General features: G+C 58.3%; 8 protein-coding genes. 7 read left to right on the forward strand and 1 reads right to left on the reverse strand.

Translation table 11 applies throughout. The annotated features are described in order from the left end of the window. On the reverse strand, positions 1 to 5,268 hold a 5,268-nt coding region (locus OWC43_RS24060), incomplete at its 3' end, for a beta strand repeat-containing protein (RefSeq protein WP_393958823.1). A gap of 770 nt (positions 5,269 to 6,038) precedes the next feature. Here OWC43_RS24060 and OWC43_RS24065 point away from each other — a divergent pair. The 7 genes from OWC43_RS24065 to OWC43_RS24095 all read left to right on the forward strand — a co-directional run. Next, entirely contained in the window at positions 6,039 to 6,698 is a 660-nt protein-coding gene (locus OWC43_RS24065; RefSeq protein WP_393958824.1) for an SGNH/GDSL hydrolase family protein, read from the forward strand. 216 nt (positions 6,699 to 6,914) lie between these two features. Continuing rightward, positions 6,915 to 7,481, forward strand: a complete 567-nt coding sequence (locus OWC43_RS24070; protein WP_393958825.1) for a transglutaminase-like cysteine peptidase — start codon at positions 6,915 to 6,917, stop codon at positions 7,479 to 7,481. Positions 7,482 to 7,597: 116 nt separating this feature from the next. Beyond that, positions 7,598 to 8,635 carry a right-handed parallel beta-helix repeat-containing protein gene (locus OWC43_RS24075; protein ID WP_393958826.1) on the forward strand — a complete coding sequence of 346 codons (1,038 nt, stop codon included), beginning with the start codon at positions 7,598 to 7,600 and terminating at the stop codon, positions 8,633 to 8,635. A gap of 886 nt (positions 8,636 to 9,521) precedes the next feature. After that, on the forward strand, positions 9,522 to 10,979 hold the full coding sequence (locus OWC43_RS24080) for a B12-binding domain-containing radical SAM protein (RefSeq protein WP_393958827.1): 1,458 nt from the start codon (positions 9,522 to 9,524) through the stop codon (positions 10,977 to 10,979). Further along, positions 10,979 to 12,280 carry a nitric oxide synthase oxygenase gene (locus OWC43_RS24085; protein ID WP_393958828.1) on the forward strand — a complete coding sequence of 434 codons (1,302 nt, stop codon included), beginning with the start codon at positions 10,979 to 10,981 and terminating at the stop codon, positions 12,278 to 12,280. Before OWC43_RS24080 ends, OWC43_RS24085 begins: the two co-directional genes overlap by 1 nt. Before the next feature lie 433 nt (positions 12,281 to 12,713). Further along, positions 12,714 to 14,750, forward strand: coding sequence for an acyltransferase family protein (locus tag OWC43_RS24090; protein ID WP_393958829.1), 2,037 nt, complete (start codon positions 12,714 to 12,716; stop codon positions 14,748 to 14,750). Between the two features lie 232 nt (positions 14,751 to 14,982). Next, a partial coding sequence (locus tag OWC43_RS24095; RefSeq protein WP_393958830.1) for a M10 family metallopeptidase C-terminal domain-containing protein occupies positions 14,983 to 16,899 on the forward strand: 1,917 nt, incomplete at its 3' end.

The following is a 16,899-nucleotide window of genomic DNA, read 5'->3' on the forward strand; positions in this document are numbered from 1 at the left end:
AGCGACCTGATCGGCGCTCAGCCAGGCCGTGCGGTCCACGCCCGACCCGCTCGCCACCGACACCAACTGAACCGACAGGCTCGTCGTGAGCCGGTCCCACATGTCGCCATCCGAGAAGGAGAGCTTGCCTCCGGTCGTGACGACCGTGGTGTCGCCCTCGATGAGGGCGCCCTCGGTCGTACCCGAGATGGTCGGCGTGAAGAGATTGACCACTGGCGGCTCGGTCACCGCGATGGTCAGCCAGGCGGCATTCAGTTGCCCACTGCCGTCGGTCACCGAGTAACGGAAGTTCTCCTTCGCATCCGCCGGCAATATTTCGGCCGTGCGAGAATAGGTATAACTTCCGTCCGCCGACATCGTCAGCGTGCCGTAGAGACCTTGGATCGATGAACCGACGGCTGCCCCGTTGACATCCACTACGCTCAGCACCCCATCCGGGTCGCTGTCGTTGGCGAGTACGCCCGCACTCGCACCCGCCGAGCTTGCTTCGCCGATGTGGAGCGCGAGGTCGCGCGCATCGTCGCTGGCCGTACCAAGGCGATCGACCCGCAGCGTAAGGACCGCGCTCGAGTTTGCGCCGCGACCGTCGGTTACAACATAATTGAACGTGTCATAGAGTGGCGTCCCGACGGGGCCACTGAGATTGTTCGCCTGATAGGTGTATGACCCATCTTTCGCGAGTGTCAGTTCACCGTATTGGCCCTGTACGGCCTGACCCACACCGAAGCCGTCGTGCTGAACTGCCAGAACCGAGAGCGCATCGCCGTTTGCATCGGTGTCGTTGGCCAGGACGCCCGAGCTTGCATCGACGCTGACCGCCGACGAAAGGACGACGACGGCGTCGTTTGTGCCTGCCGGTGCGACATCCCCCGACACAGTCCCGACCGAGAAGGCGACGCGACCTTCATTGGCTCCGATCTGAAGGAAATGCACGAGCGGGTTGAGGCCTGCTGCCGCGACGTCAGGGTTCATCGTCAGATACAGAGCACCGTCGAAATCAGCGCTGGGGATACGTCCAGCCTGCCATCCGCCGTTGATGTAGTCTTGCAGCGGATCGGTGCCTGCGGCAGCGACGTCCGGATAAGCGGCGAGATAACCGGAAACGTTGAAAAAGGCGTTCGGGTTGTATCCGTTCTGCCAGCCGACCGTGAGGTAATGCGTATACGGGTCCACGCCGCTCGATGCGACGTCCGGGTGGGCTAGCACATAATACTGCGCATCGAAGCCGGTCGCGGCAACGTCGTCTCCGATCGCACCGTAAGCGACACGTCCGGCTGATTTGCCGACGGTGAGGTAATCGGTCAGCGGATCGACACCTGAAGCCGCGACAGCAGGATAGCGTAGCAGATAACTTTTGACGTCGAAGGATGCGCTCGGATCGAAACCGAGCTTCCAACCGACCTCGGACCAGTGTTCCAAGGGATTGATACCAGCTGCCGCGATATCAGGATGAGACGCGAGATAGCCGGAGGTCGAGAAATACGGGTTCGGATCGTATCCTGCTTGCCAGCCCGTCTGTTCGTAGTGGGTCTCAGCATCCAGACCGTTTCGCAAATCCCCACGCTGCAACGCGACGTACCAGAGATCATCGACGAGCGCCGAGCCGTCGTTTTGGACGACCGTCTGATCGAGAAACTTGTACGTTCCCATGCCGTCGAGCGGCAGGAGCGTGCCGTCGGTGTCCTGAAGCGCAACGACCCCGTCCCGTACCACAAGGGGGGCATCGGCGAGCTTGAATGGGATCGTCAGCGTATTGGCCCCAAGGTCGAAGCCGGCACCCGACCACAGCGAACCAAGAATGCTTGCGGGCTTGTCAGGATGCTCAAGCACGAAATTGGATTGCGTCAGCGTGTGACGGCCGGACAGCTGAATTTGCAGATCCGCTTTGATGTCGCCGTTGATGTCGACCCCGATCACCGTGCGGTCGAGGGAGGCGTTGTAAACCGCATTGATCTGGAACGCGCGCCCCGTGAAAGAAGCCGTGTCGAGCCAGAGCCAATCGGACGCAGACAGATGTTTACTTTCGAGCTCGACGAGTGAGGACAAATCAATTTTGTCGGTTGCGTCATTAAAAACCTTAATCCAGTCGGCACCATCGCCGGTCGACTTGTAGAGAAAGGTGTTGGTCCCAGGCCCGCCGGTGATGAAATCGCGACCGAGGCCGCCTTGAATGACGTTGCTGCCGCTCGACGCAGCATTGAGCACGTCGGAGCCGATCCCGCCGAGGACGTAAGAGGCCGCCGTCGCCGTGATGGTCGATGGCATAGCGCCGCCGCTGACAACACTCATTGCAGCAAGGTTCGGCATGGAACCAACCGCTTCGGAGCCAAACCGAAGCCCAGACCCAGCGAGCGCAGAATTGTTGCCGATGTAGAGATCGGCCGGTCGATCGGCCGGATCGATGGAGCCGATGGTGCCCAAATCGATGACGTTGTCATAGATCCGGACGTTGGTGATCGTGCCGACCTGATCGGCGGTGTGTGTCCAGGTCGCACCGGCGGTAACAGTAATCGTATGGTTGCCACCAATGAGGACATTGTCTCGGATGGTTACATCATCGACGTTGCCCATTTCGCCGGATATGCGAATGGCGTTGTTCGTATAGGTCCGTGCATCGTCCGGATTGCGCCAGTCGATGACGTTGTTTTCGATGAGTACCGATCCCGTTGTCTTGCCGATCCAAATCGCATCCGAATGGCCTGGGGCGAAGTAGGCGCCACCGGAGAAATAGTTGCCGACGACCTTTCCATTCTCGATGTAGATGCCATCGACCGGCGCATTGAAAAACGTGTTGTTCGATAGGGTCGTGTTGATACCGCTCGACGAGATTAGGTTTGGTACCGAATAGTCGCGCTTCAACCCGTCGAAAGTCGAATGATCGACGACTGTGTTCGATGCGCCGGCCGCAATGGTGAGCGGGCTCTGTCCGACCAAGCCCGATGTGTCGAAATAGCAGTTTGTGAATGTGACGTTGTCGGCTTTTACGATGACCTGCTTGCCACGAAAATCGATGCCATCGAACGTTGCGCCGTTCTGGGTGACTTCGATGAAAATGGGTGCACGGAAGACAACGCCATCCTGCGCCGTCAACGACGACCATGAGCCGAGGGACCCGACGGGAATCTGATTGCCGACGGTAAAGCCGCTCGCGACGGTGGAGAGATAGGACTTATCGACGATCGACGTGAGGTAGGATTTGACCGAAGTGGCGGCCTCGGAACCCACCAGCGTAACACTGATCGGTTTCAAGACGGCGGCGCCGGTTGGCGAACCCGATGCGTCGAGGTCTTGCACGGAGACGTTCGAGGTCACCGTGACGGTCTCACCCGCGCCGAGAAAACTCAGCTTCGCAGGATCAATCGCGTAATTCCAACCGATTACCCCCGTGGCACCCGAACTTGATTGCGAGATTTTGAGGTACTGGCCGAGCTTGCTGGCTTGATCGACTGCTGCGCGCTGAGTGTCGGTGAGCGAATCGTAGGACGCTGCCGAGAGATCCTTACCCTGAGCGTCCAAGTAGCGGATCTGATACGATCCGACGCTGATGGACAGGTGATCCGTCTGATCGGGGTCGGCAACCGTGATCGTGCCCCCGCGATTGATCGGGGTGCTGCCGGTAGCGGCCGCGAGAGGCTCGTAGATCATCGCGCTCGCGGCGATGCCCGTTAGGATCGGTGCGTCATCCACCCCCGTCAGATTGACGGTGACGTTCTGCGTTACGGAGCCGCCTTTGCCGTCCGTAATTGTGACGGCGTAGACCTGGGTGAGTTGCTGCCCAACTGCGAGATAATCCAGCGCCTTGTCGGCGACAGAAAAGCTCCAATCGATCGTCCCCGGCTGGCCACCGGTGGTATCGTAGGAGAGGATCGGCGTGAACGTGCCGAGATAACCTGTTGCGGATGCCTTCACACTGATCGTGTGGACGTCATTCACGTCAAGATCGGTGAAAGAGAAGCTCCCCCGAGCCGACGACGTCGACGCCGACCCGGTGACGTTTGTGGCCTCCACAACGTTGGCGGTGACCTTCGCATCGCCGATGCTCAGTGCTTCGACTGTCGGCGTGTCGTTGACGCCGTAAATCGTGATTGTGATTGGCTTAGTTGCAGTCCCGCCCTTGCTGTCGCTGAATTGGACATTCGTGGTCAGTGTTAAGACATCCAAACGACCAAGGAAGTCGATAGCGCTGTCATTAATTGCGAAAGACCACGAGGCAGAGCCTTTGTTGGTGCCGAGGTCACCAAGCGGAATGGAAAAAGCCTTGTAAATAGCAGAGGCTTGGTCGGCCGTGATTTTCGAGGTGAGGTCAATACCGGTAGAAGTTTTCCATTGGATCGTCTGGCTCGTAATCCCAGATGTGAGCCGATCGGCCAGGTCTACGTCCGAGTATTGCAGCGTTCCCGTCTTGGTATAAGAGCCCGCAGTTCCCTCGGAAATAGCGCCGGAACTGCCGCCCGACACAGTTGGCGCGTCGTTGGAGCCAATAAGAGTAATAGTTACGTCTTGTTTGACGACGCCACCCTTGCCGTCTTGCACGGTGACTGTATAAACCTGAGTGGCCTGCTGGCCGGCGGCCAAATAATCGAGGGCTTTGTCGGCGACGGAATAAGTCCAGTCGACTCGGCCGGGCTTTCCTCCTGTCGTATCGGTTCCCACGACAGCCGTGAGGGTACCCGCGTAACCTCCTGCCTTTGCCGCCACTTGAACGGTATGGGTATCGGCGAGATCGACATCGGCAAAAGCAATGCTGCCAGCGCGTGTCGTTACGGCCGTGCTGGCGACCGTATTGGGGGCTTCGGTGACAGACGCAGAGATCGAAGAATCGCCAGGCGCAACGGCTACGATTTTAGGTGCATCATTCGTTCCCGTCACCGTTACAACGACGTCCTTCGTCGCTGATCCGCCGTTGCCGTCACTGACCTGAACCGTCGACGTTACCGTGACGGTCTGGCCAGCCGCTAGAAAATCGAGGTTCCCTTCGCTGAGCGCGTAGCTCCACGTTTGCGATCCGGAGTTGCGGCCCAGCGAGCCCCCGGGGATCGAGAACGCCTGCAGAAATGCGGCCGTCTGAGCGCTCGTCAGGGATGACGTGAGGTCAGTCCCGTCGCTCGATCGGTAAACGATCGTTTGGCTTGCGAGTCCAACGGTGAGCGTATCGCCAGTGTCGGAGTCAGCGAAATTGAGGCTGCCCGTACGGAGATAGGATGAGGCTGCCCCCTCCTTGATTCCCGCAGATACGCTGCCGCTGATCGTCGGTGCCGAGTTCGCCATGTCGCTCTGTCGCAAGACCTAACGGGCGGCGGGCCTCGTAGGCATCGCCGAATTTTACAAACTCTTAACATTATCTCGCGGTTGCGTCGAGAGGCGCTGCAGCGCACTTCTAATTGGTTAACAGCTTATTGCATTTATTGTGTCTAATTTGCACGCTATCCGCACGTCCAGTAATTTGAGCACTTTGCCATATTAATGTATTAGTTGTATCCATACCCTCAGCTTATGATTTGCTCATCGGGCGAATATTCACCTATTTCTATGAAGCGAACCTGTCACAAAGTTTTATGCTGCCTATAATTTGAAAATCATCTAGCTCACTTGTGGCTTGTGACCGTCTGCTATATTTGTTTATTTTGATAAATTTGGACGCAGATTCTTCCTGCAATACGAATTGAGTAGACCACTTGCGTACTCTCGACGATTTGTCGATTGGCTTAGGAAGACAACTTGCCCTGTAAGCGCGCAGGATCAGGACTTATGTTTGCCGGAAGAGCGCGGCCGGTGAGGTCAGAACTTGACTTGTGGTAGGCTTGTCACACTTTCCGTGTCGACTGGATAAAATCACAGATAGTTGATAAGATATATATCATACCTGAAGTTGTAAATTCGGCGTCGATTTGCTGTTGCTTTTTACTACTTAGTGCGGTGCACAAATGGCTGCGGTAGGGCTGAGCTGCTAAAATGCACCTGAGCGGGAATGGTCTCATCCGCCAGCCTTTGAATTTTACCGCGGGGCGGATGTGCCGCTGCCGGGATAGGGCCACGGTGTGCGCAAAATATTGAACCTCCTCTGCATTTTGCATCTTTTGATTGTTTTTGTGATGATGCTCGTCTCAAAAGCGACTTTGGCGAAGGATGCTCCGTTACGTGTCGTGGCCTTTGGAACGAGTCTCACGGCGCGCGGCGGTTGGCAGGACGCCCTCGCTCAGACGCTAGAGCGTTGTGGCGGACGTGCCGTCACGGTGGAGACGATTGCGCGTGTCGGTGCGACCTCACGATGGGCCCTCGAAGCGGTAGCGGACGTTGTCGCCCGACGCCCGGACATCGTGCTGGTCGAATTCGCGGTGAACGATGCGGCCTTGAACCGACTCATGCTGCCATCCCAAAGTGAATCCAATCTCCGTAGAATTGTCGCTGTTTTGAAATCGGGCTCCCCTCCCCCGCGCATCGTCCTCATGGCCATGAATCCGGTGATCGGTCTGCGCGGGGCCATCAGGCCATTCTTGGACCGCTACTACGACATCAATGCCCGCATCGCAGAGTCAGAAGGCCTGATGTTTGTCGACCATCGCCCGTCCTGGAAAAAGCTCTCGGCAAGCGAGCTTGCTTCGGCACTGCCGGATGGCAGCCATCCCCGCCCTGAAACCGCTTCACGTTTGATCGTGCCGGCCCTCGGGGCTGCACTCTTCCCAGATTGCCGCGAATGAAAGGTGACTGGGATACCGGATGTTATCCATCATGTGCGCACCGCCTCAGGTGCGCAATTAAGCTAGGCTTAGGACGAGCACCTTATGGTCTCCTCAATTGACAGGGAGACCACTGTGAAACCTTCGACAGGTTTAGCCTTCGTCCTAGCGTCCCTATTCGTTTCGATAGGGGCTGCAGCGGCGACTGAGCGCGGCGGGCATGGCTCGTCCGGCGCAATGTTCCTCCCCGAGGGTGACACGACGATCGCACCCATGGCGTTCGTAGCGTTCTGTATGCGGTATCAAAATCAATGTTTGGACAGCAGCAACGGAGGCAGGGTCATCCAATTGACCGAAAGTCGGTTGGCTGAAATGCGTGCCGTGAACAAAGCGGTCAATTCTCGCATTGCTCCGGACGCATCGAAAGGTGGTGACAACTGGTCGCTTGAGACGCGTATTGGGAATTGCAACGACTACGCTGTGCAGAAGCGTGACGAACTGTCGCGGCTTGGTTATCCAGCCGCTGCTCTTTCTCTCGCGATCGTTATGACGCGCGCTGGCCAGGGCCATCTGGTGCTGACAGTGCGGACGGATGCCGGCGATTACGTGCTCGACAATTTGCAGGGCAGCGTTCTGCCCTGGACGGCTCTAAATTATTCGTGGCTCAAGCGCCAATCAGCGGAACGCCCCCGCTACTGGGTTGACCTCAACGGCGGCGTTCAAGTCAGTACAGCTATGGCTGGGGGAAATGCCGTGGGCACAGCTTCCGGTGCTTCGCGAAAGCGCCGCGGTTTCGCCGGATAACTGAGCGGCCGTTAAGCAGGCACCTAGACGCTCGTGTAAGGTTGTCACATAGTTCGGCAGCCTCACGGGACGTAACCTGAATGAATGCTCGATTTCCCGCCCCGAACCGCCGTCAAGTGTTCATCGCTCTCGGCGCCGTCGTTTGCTTGGGGGGATCCGCCTCTGTAGATGCTGCCGAGGAGATAGTTCTGCGACCGGGGCAGCCCGGAAGCCTTGGTGCCGCTATTCAAAAGGCTGTCCGCGATGGTGCGAGACGAATTCGTCTCGGGGCCGGACAGTACGGCCCGATGACCTTGCAGGGGCTTCGCGGGTTGCCAACGGAGATCATCGGCGAAGCCGACACCGTGATCGACGCGACGTCCATTCGCGGCTGCGAGGGCTTGTCGTTCCAGCAATTGACCTTTCGCGGGGTCCGCGCCAGCCCCACAATCCCAGGCCTTGTTATCGTTGATCCATCCTCCAAAGGCCTCTCATTCGAGCGATGCAACTTCTCCACGGAGGAAAGCTCAACGACCTGGGGCCCGCAGGATTGGATTGACAGACCCTACGGCGTTGGGCTGTTCGTCCGCGGCCGCAATGTCAGCGTCAGTGACTGTCGCTTTTTCAATCTCCGTAATTGCCTTTATCTCGGCGGTGATGGCAGCGCCGTGAAGGGATGCAGTTTTGAGTCCTTCGGAAACGATGCGATCGAGTTTGGCGCCAACGATATACGCATCCAATCAAATCGAATTCGCGGTGGGCATCATACGCCTGCCGAGCAGCTCCACGCGGATGGTATCCAAGGTTTCCCAGCCCCGAATGGCGGCTTGTTCAGCAATATATTGATCGACGGCAATACGATCGAATTTGCCGGTCCCGGAGACTACATGCAAGGCATCGTGGTGTTCGATGGCCGGTGGCGGAATATGCGAGTGACCAACAATTCGCTTCGCCTGAACCATTGGAATGCGATTGCGATCTACGGAGTCGATGACATCGTTGTGGAGGGGAACACGGTTGCGACGATCGATCCGACAAGGCGGGTCTGGATCGAAGTCCGCGCCTCGAAAGAGGGAAGGCCCTCAAGCGGCGTGATTGTTCGCGACAATGTCGCTCCGATGTTCAGGACAGCGGGAGATGCGACGACCGCGAGGAATAAGATTCAACTACGCTGACTTCGGATTCATTGTACGGTGTCTTCGGCCCGCTACGAGCTCGGGACGTTCCGGATACTGGAAGTTGGTGTGATCCCGCTCTGCTCGTGCTTTGGTGTCTTCAGCATTGAAGAGCACTCCTCGTACCCGCAGGACACTCTCACGACAGAGACCTTCGCTCAGTTCGCTGAGCTTTGCGTCGCGTATTCTGAAGCTCCGTACGCGGTTCATGCGGACAATGGTGGGCAACGTGTTCGCCATAATCGGTAGCACTGCGACATCGCTTGAGGCTGAGCCCTGCGGTTTCTTCTCAAATTGGCCTTGCCAAGCCATCGCTCGATGAGCGACGTGCCATATCTCCCTGATGTGAGGCATTTCAGAACCGATCCCAATTCGGTTCGGTAGCTGCCCGGAATACGCCCCATCTGGGGACGGTGAGCCGCTCACCGACGGAAAGTTCACATTCATATGTCGTCCGAATCTGGATGAGACTCTCAGTCTATTGAAGCAATTTTGCGAGCCTGAAAATTCCCTGATTGTTTTTTTATATCTCCAAAATCGCGGTTATATACTCTGCGATGTTATAAACTGTTTAAATTTAGTTTCCGCGCAAAATGGCAATCGTATTGCGATAGCTTCGGGGAGAATTGTGAGCCTCGACGGCGACTCATTAGGGGCTGAGATTTTTTTGCGTGCGCCCCGATTCACAATCTTTATTGTTGGATTCGGTTGACCTGGGCCTCTGACTATCTGCTTTATTGAATCGCTTCGATTGAAGCGGATGCACGGAATAAGGCTCTGTGTCATGAGCGAGATCAGGCGCGTTCCACGTGCGGTGAGAAGTGCACGTTCCGCGGCCCCGTCCACGTCCGCCGCTATCGCCATTCGCCCCGTGTCGAGTCGCAGGGTGCTTCTGGTTGATCTCAACAACTTCGCCAGCTTTCCGACGCTGGCCGTGGGGCTCATTGTGGCTGCGCTTCGAAACCGGGGCGACGAAGTCGAGGTGATCTGCCCGCTTGCCTACGATGTACCGGCCGTACAGCGCGAGCGGCGCGAGACTTTGGCCGATCATGTGCAGCGCCGGATCCATCTCTCGGATTGGCAGCCTTTTCTGAACGTGCGCGACAGTCTGCGGGCTGTCCATTCGTGGTCGCGCGAACGGTCACACCCGACAGTCCTGCGGGAGGTCGAGCGGGCGCTCGGTCGCAGACCCGACATCATCCTATTGTCTGCCTACCTGCAGCATTTCAATTCGGTGCGGGACATCGGGCGGATTGCGGCTGCCCACGGCATTCCGGTGCTGCTCGGCGGCCCGATGTTCAACGTGACGGGCGTGGCTGACGCGTGGCGTAGCCTTGAGGGGATTGTCGGGATCGTCGGGGCCGAATCCGATCTGTCCGTCCCCGATATCATCGATACAGTTTGCGATGGGGGCGATCTCACCCGGTATCCGGGTATCACTCTACCGGACGGAACGCGATCGAGCGCTGCGAGGCCATTGCGCGATCTCGATGCGACGCCGATGCCCGACTTCACCGACTTTCCCTGGGACCGGTACCCCGTTCGAATCATGCCCTTGATGACGGGGCGTGGGTGCCAATGGGACAAATGCGCCTTCTGCTCGGACGTCGTTTCCGTCAGCGGCCGTACCTTTCGTACACGCTCCGTCGAGTCGGTTCTGTTGGAAATGCAAGAGCAGGCCCGTCGGCACAACGTGGCCAGCTTTCTGTTCCTGGACCTCAAGCTCAACTCTTATCCGGATATGATCCGCGGTATCGCCGAGAATGTGGGGCGATACGTACAGGGCGCGGAGTGGATCGGCACGGTCCATGTCGACCAGCGACGTGACAATGGACTTTCTCGAAGGGATCTTCAGGCAGCGGTCGCTGGCGGCATGCGGCGGATCAGCTTCGGACTCGAAAGCGGCAGCCAGCGTCTTCTCGACCTGATGCGGAAGGGCTCCTCGGTAGAGGGCAACGCCGCTTTCATCCGCCATGCCCACGAGGCTGGGCTTTCGATCCGTTGTACGATGTTCAAGGGATTCCCTGGCGAGACAGACGAGGACATGGAGGCGACAGCCGACTTCCTCGAGGCCCACAGTCGTTACTTGGATCGTGTGCGATTCAACGACTTCTCGCTTCTCCAGGATACCCCGATCTTCAAAGCCGTGATGGCGCGGGGTACGTCAACGGACGCGGTGCTGGTGCGATTTCTTCGCGAGCGTCAAGCACGGGCCGAGTATCGCAATCCCGCAATGGCTCACCGCGGGTACCGGCGTGCCAAAGCGCGGGCGCTCGCAGCGGTCTACGAGATCAATCGACGCCGTCTGAGAGACAGTGCGCGCCAGTTCGATGGCTTGATGTAATGGCCGAACGCTTCGCGCTTCGAAAATTGGCGCGCCTCGGACTCGTCAAGAACGGTTACGCAACGGGCAGCAATCCGCTCGAACGCCGCCGGCGTCACCTTTCTTCACTGGAAATTCGTGAGGAGGCGCGAGCCTTCCTGCAGCTTCACGGAGAAGCGACGGGAGGTACGCGATCCGCCTTCGCCCGACGCTGGGCGGACGTTCGCCGCAGCCTTTCCCGCTCAGGCCACTATGAGCACACACCCGACGAACTGGCTTTCGGAGCCCGCCTCGCATGGCGCAACCATGCCCGCTGCATCGGGCGGCTGTTCTGGGAAAGTCTCGAGGTCGCCGATTGCCGCCATGCGACCGAGCCTGAGGCAATGGCCGCCCGGATCGCCGATCATATGACCGAGGCGCTCGGCGATGGGCGGGTGCGCTCGATCATTTCGGTCTTCGCGCCGATCGAAAGGCAACGCTTCCCAGCCTATGTCGAGAGCCAACAGATCACACAATATGCCGGACATGCCATGGCCGACGGCTCCGTTCTCGGCGATCGCCAGAACGTCGAGGCGACCCGGATCGCGCGGTCGCTCGGTTGGCGCCCCCCGGGGGATCCGACACGCTTCGACCAGCTTCCGTTCCTGATCCGGGATGCCGCCGACCGCCGTGCACTCTTCTCGCTGCCGACAGGATCCGTGCGGGAAATCCCGATCCTACATCCCGCTCACGCGGCGCTCGCGGAGATGGCCCTGCGTTGGTACGCGGTACCCTGTGTCAGTGGGATGATCCTGACGATCGGCGGTATCGATTATCCCTGCGCGCCATTCAACGGCTTCTACATGTGCACGGAGATCGCCTCACGGAACCTCGTCGATGTGAAGCGCTACAACCTCCTCCCTGACATCGCCCGCGCATTCGGTCTCGATCCGGCGCCCTCGGGCGCGCGCCTCTGGAGGGACACTGCCCTCACCGAACTCAACCGCGCCGTTCTCCACTCTTTCCGGCAGGCAGGCGTGACGATGGTCGATCATCATGCCGCGAGCGACCAGTACATGGAGTTTCATCGACGCGAGCAGGCACAGGGGCGTCGCGTCGCCGCCGATTGGCGTTGGATCGTTCCGCCGCAGGCTTCAAGCCAGTGCGAAGTGTTCCATCTGCGAATGCGCAACTTCCACCCCGTGCCGAACTATTACTATCACCGTGGGGACGATGGCCTGCAGCTCATGCCTTGGTACGGTGACCGCCATCGCACGCGGCCGGAACGCATCGTCGATAGGCTGACGCGACGGTGGAAAATCTGGAAACGCATGGCTTGGTAGGGGCTCGATCGCCTTCACTGACCGCTATTCAGACAAGCCATCTTCGTTCCAGCGACTGAGATATGGCTCGAACCAAGTATATATTTTGCATGATGATCGTGCTCGTACACCAACGCACGCAATGACTGTAGGTCTAAGTTGTCTTTGCAACAAAATCAGCAGCAGATCGTAAGTTAAGCATTCCGTCATTTGCGATGACGCTCAATTGTATTATTGTTAAGATATAGGGTTTTGGGATAATTTTAGCGGCAGATCGATGTCGGCCGAAAATTTTTGACATTGTGCATCCAAAGCTCCTTGCATTGAGCGAGTGCCGCTTGTGCGAGCTAGCGTCCGATTGCGGTCGCCAGGCGATTGCGACATAAACTGCGTCAATTTCACTTCAGCAGTGATTGCTGTCTTCCGCCACCATGACCGTTTCGGAACGTGAGACTTGCCTGCGCGCGGCGGCTACATCCCTGGTATCGATGGATTGCGGGCCGTGGCCGTCGGCTCTGTCATCCTCTACCATATCAACCCAAGGTTCTGTCCGAGCGGATTCGTCGGCGTCGACATTTTCTTTGTAATTTCTGGTTTTGTCGTCGCTCGCTCAGTCAGCAAAGAAAATTTTGAAACATTTTCCTCATTTTTCTGTGATTTTTATAAGCGAAGATTTTTTCGTATTTATCCAGCTCTTGGTTTTATGGTCTCATCGACCGCATTTTTTGCCACAATATTGCTACCATCCGTTCCTGATACAAATTATGTGCTGCCGACAGGGATTGCGGCCCTCTTGGGTGTCAGCAATGTGCTGCTTTACAGCATATCGGGAGACTATTTTTCGGATATTGCGCAGTTCAATTTATTTACTCATACGTGGTCTCTTGGTGTCGAAGAGCAATTTTATCTTATATTTCCCCCGATCGCAGCGCTGATACTTTCTCCTCGAGTGTCACGATCTCGAGCGGGAATCGTAATTCTCGCCACAGGCACGATTTTTTCTTTTGCAGCACTGGGTTTCGTCGGCAATGGAGCGGCAGGTTTCTATCTCGTCGTTACGCGGTTTTGGGAGTTCGGCCTCGGAGTGCTCCTCTTCCTCAGTTACGTCCCAGCATTTCGAATCCTGCTCCACCATCAGCATTTATCCGCCGTCGCCACGGCCGCGGCTCTAGGCCTTCTTGGTTATTCCCTGCTGGGCCTCGATGAGGCGTTGTTTCCGTTTCCCTCGGCCCTGGCGCCTGCTCTCGCTGCGGTCATACTGATCGGCTTGATCGCCACGGGGAATGGTGGTGCCGCCGGTCGGTTCCTGTCTTGGTACCCGGTCGTTTGGGTCGGCCAAATTTCCTATCCGCTCTACTTGTGGCATTGGGTCGTGGTCGTGGCGATCCGCTGGTTCGGGCCGGCTGATCCTGTTCTCGGTATCTTGCTGGCGTTCGTCGTTACGTTCGCGCTCGCTGCAACGACGCATTATCTTGTCGAACGTCCGATCAGATTCTGGGCACGGCAAAGATCGTTCCGTGCAGCCTCCCTGCTCGCGGGGGCAGCCTTGATGCTCGGTGGATCCGTTGCCATCGTAGGTACGCTGATGCTGCTTGCCCCACGGCTCGCATTGTCCATCACTGCCGACCGAACGGTGTGGCGCACCACGGCGATCCCTTCAGCCATGTCGGGCGATTGCGACACCGCAAGCTCAACCGTCTGGACGCATGGCGGGCGTTTCATCACGATCGCGCCGTCCGGATGTATCGGAAAAGGGGATCGTCCGCGGCTGTTCATCGCCGGTGATTCGCACGCAGGTGCGTATTTCCGCCTCGGTCAGCGATTGGCTGCCCGTTACGGTGTTTCTGTCGTCGTGATGACCAAAGCGGGATGTCGAACACTCCCCAACGTCGAGGACAACGCCGACCCAGCTTGTCGAAATTTTCGGTCGGCCGTCCTGGCTCGGTTGCAGAAAGAGGCTCGGCCCCAAGACCGGATTTTTATCACCGCCCTTTATCTCCCACGATATCGCACGACCTTCCGCAATGCTCCTGACGCGGTGAGGAATGTCGCTTCGGATGAGGGAATGCCGTCCTTATGGCCGCCGGTGCTGAGCCAACTCCTCCAGACCGGCGCGCATATTGTGTTCGAAGCACCGAAGCCGCTCCTTAAAACCGCACCGTTTCGCTGCTCGGACCCTTGGACCACCACTAGTGCCTATTGCAGGCTCGCTCCATCTGCTTTCGATAAGAGCGAGCTTTTGTCCATGCGCGAGCCGCTCCTTCGCAAATTGCAATCGCTTGTGGCGGACCAACCTCGCACCGCAATATGGGACCCGTTCCCGCTCCTCTGTCGTTCGGACACCTGTTCCGGTATCGAAGGCGGGCAGCCTCTCTTCTACGACACCGACCACTTGAGCGGTTACGGTAACGACATTTTGGTCGAGAGCTTTGCGCGCGACGTCCTCGATATCTCTCCCCTAACCAAGACTCCCGAATTCAGCGTTCGCTGACCGTATTCGGCGCGGCAGAGCAGGTTCGCGACGGATTGCACCTCTATCGCGGGCGGACATCGATCTGGACCATATCCGGGGATGAGCCCCATGCACGCTCCGTTTCCATGGAAACGTGCGCGGTCCGTAAAATTTGAGCATTCCGTCGAACGCGGGCTTATAGGGCCACTATTATGTTGGGAGCATGATCAACGCATGTGCTGCCCTCTTGGGTGGCGAGTAGAGTATAGTCATGAAAATCGCCAGCGATATCTCGCAGATCGTCGCGAACAACAACATGACGGGCATCGCAGCCGTCAGCAGCGATTTAGGCAACCCACTCGCCAATCATCAGCTAAAGAGCTTCCTATCCCTCACGGCTGCGGACGGCGTCTATTACAACAAGTCCGTCAACACGCTGGTCGTCACGAAGTCGGGCGCGGTTTTCGACGGAATCGATTTTCGCGGTGTCGCGGTGGTCGTGCGCGCCGACGACGTGACGATCAAGAACTCGACGTTCGACGCTTCGGTCGGCGCTTACTCGATCAATGCTGTGGCCGGAACCAAGAACCTTACCGTCGACCATGCGACTTTCGACGGGCAGAAGGTTGACCGGTTGGGCTTCAATGTCTTTCTGAACTCGCGTGGCGATAACACGACGATCACCAACAGCGCCTTCATCGACGCGCCGACGGATGCAATCTCGATCGTCAGCGGCAATATCTCGGGCAATTACCTAGCCGGTGCCGGATACGCGACCGGTGCGCACTCGGATGGCATCTGGATCCCGATGACGACGGGCGCTGTCGTCATTTCCGACAACGTCATCGATTGGCGCTCGACCCCCGACGCGAAAGTCGCGACCAACAACGCCGTTCGGATCACCGGCGAAGGCGGCAACGTTTCCGATGTGACCGTGAAGAACAACGTGATCCTGGGCGGTTCTTACTCGGTTTTGGTTTCCGATGGAGCCACCCTGACGCATTCCAAGGACGCTGTCGGTTCCGTGACCGGTGTGAAAGTCGTCGGTAACGTCATCGATCATGGCATGTACGGGACGCTCGAGCAGACCTCGCGTCCCAAGGATATGGTCTACTCCGACAACATGCATGCGAGCGGTCGACCGGTCTCTCCCGGCACGGAGGCCGTCGGCGCCCTGCCCGATCTCTCGTCGCTCAACAAGATCACAGCCGCGTCCGCGAACGCAGCGATCAACGGTACGTCCAAGGGCGATTATATTCTCGGCGGCACCGGCTCCAACTACATCAAGGGCGGCGCCGGCGACGATGTCATCGTCGGCGGTGGCGGTCGCGATTTCATCACAGGCGGTGGCGGCAAAGATATCTTTGTCTACACGTCGCTCAAGGATGACGGTCTCGACCGGATCATGGATTTCCAGCAGGGGCAGGATCGAATCGATTTTGCAACGATAGCGGGAGCCCCGAAGGCATTGACGAGCTGGCAATGGCTCGGCGACGAGAGCTTCACCGGCAACGCTTGGCAGGTGCGCTACACGCAGTCTTCCGGTGTGACGACGATCGAGCTCGATGCGGACGGCGATCTGAAGGCCGATTTCAAGCTGGAGCTGGCTGCCAAGATCAATCTGAAGACGAGCGATTTCATCCTGGTCGATCGGGCCGACCTCGCTCCGAAGCTGACTGCCGCCAATACGAGTCTCTCGACGAAGCAGTCCGTGGGCTCCTCGCTCGCGGTCTCCGCTCCCGATGGCGTTCTCACCCATGCGAGCCACGCGGCCACGGTGTCGGAGGCCGGCGGTTTGTCGATCGGCTCCGTCTTGAAGGGGCTCTATGGCACGCTGATCATGGCTGCCGACGGCAGCTACACCTATACCCGCGCCGTCGGCGCCGTGGCCTCCGGAACCGTCGACAGCTTCGGCTACAAGATCGTCGATGCCTGGGGGCAGACGGCGACCGCCTGGCTGAATGTCGACCTTCAGGATCCGAACGCTGCGCCCACGATGACCGGCGCCGTTTCCGCTGCGGCGATCGTCGAGGGCTCCGCCGGACAGCATCTGCGCACCGGTACCTTGAGCTTCGTCGATACGGATGCCGGCGACACCCTCACGACGAGCCTATCGGGTCAGTCGGTGTCGGTGGTGAGCGGGTCGGGCGTGGACCGCACGGCCTGGCTGAGCGCCGATCAGGTCGCC

Source organism: Methylorubrum sp. POS3, assembly GCF_043352485.1.
GTDB classification, from domain to species: domain Bacteria; phylum Pseudomonadota; class Alphaproteobacteria; order Rhizobiales; family Beijerinckiaceae; genus Methylobacterium; species Methylobacterium suomiense.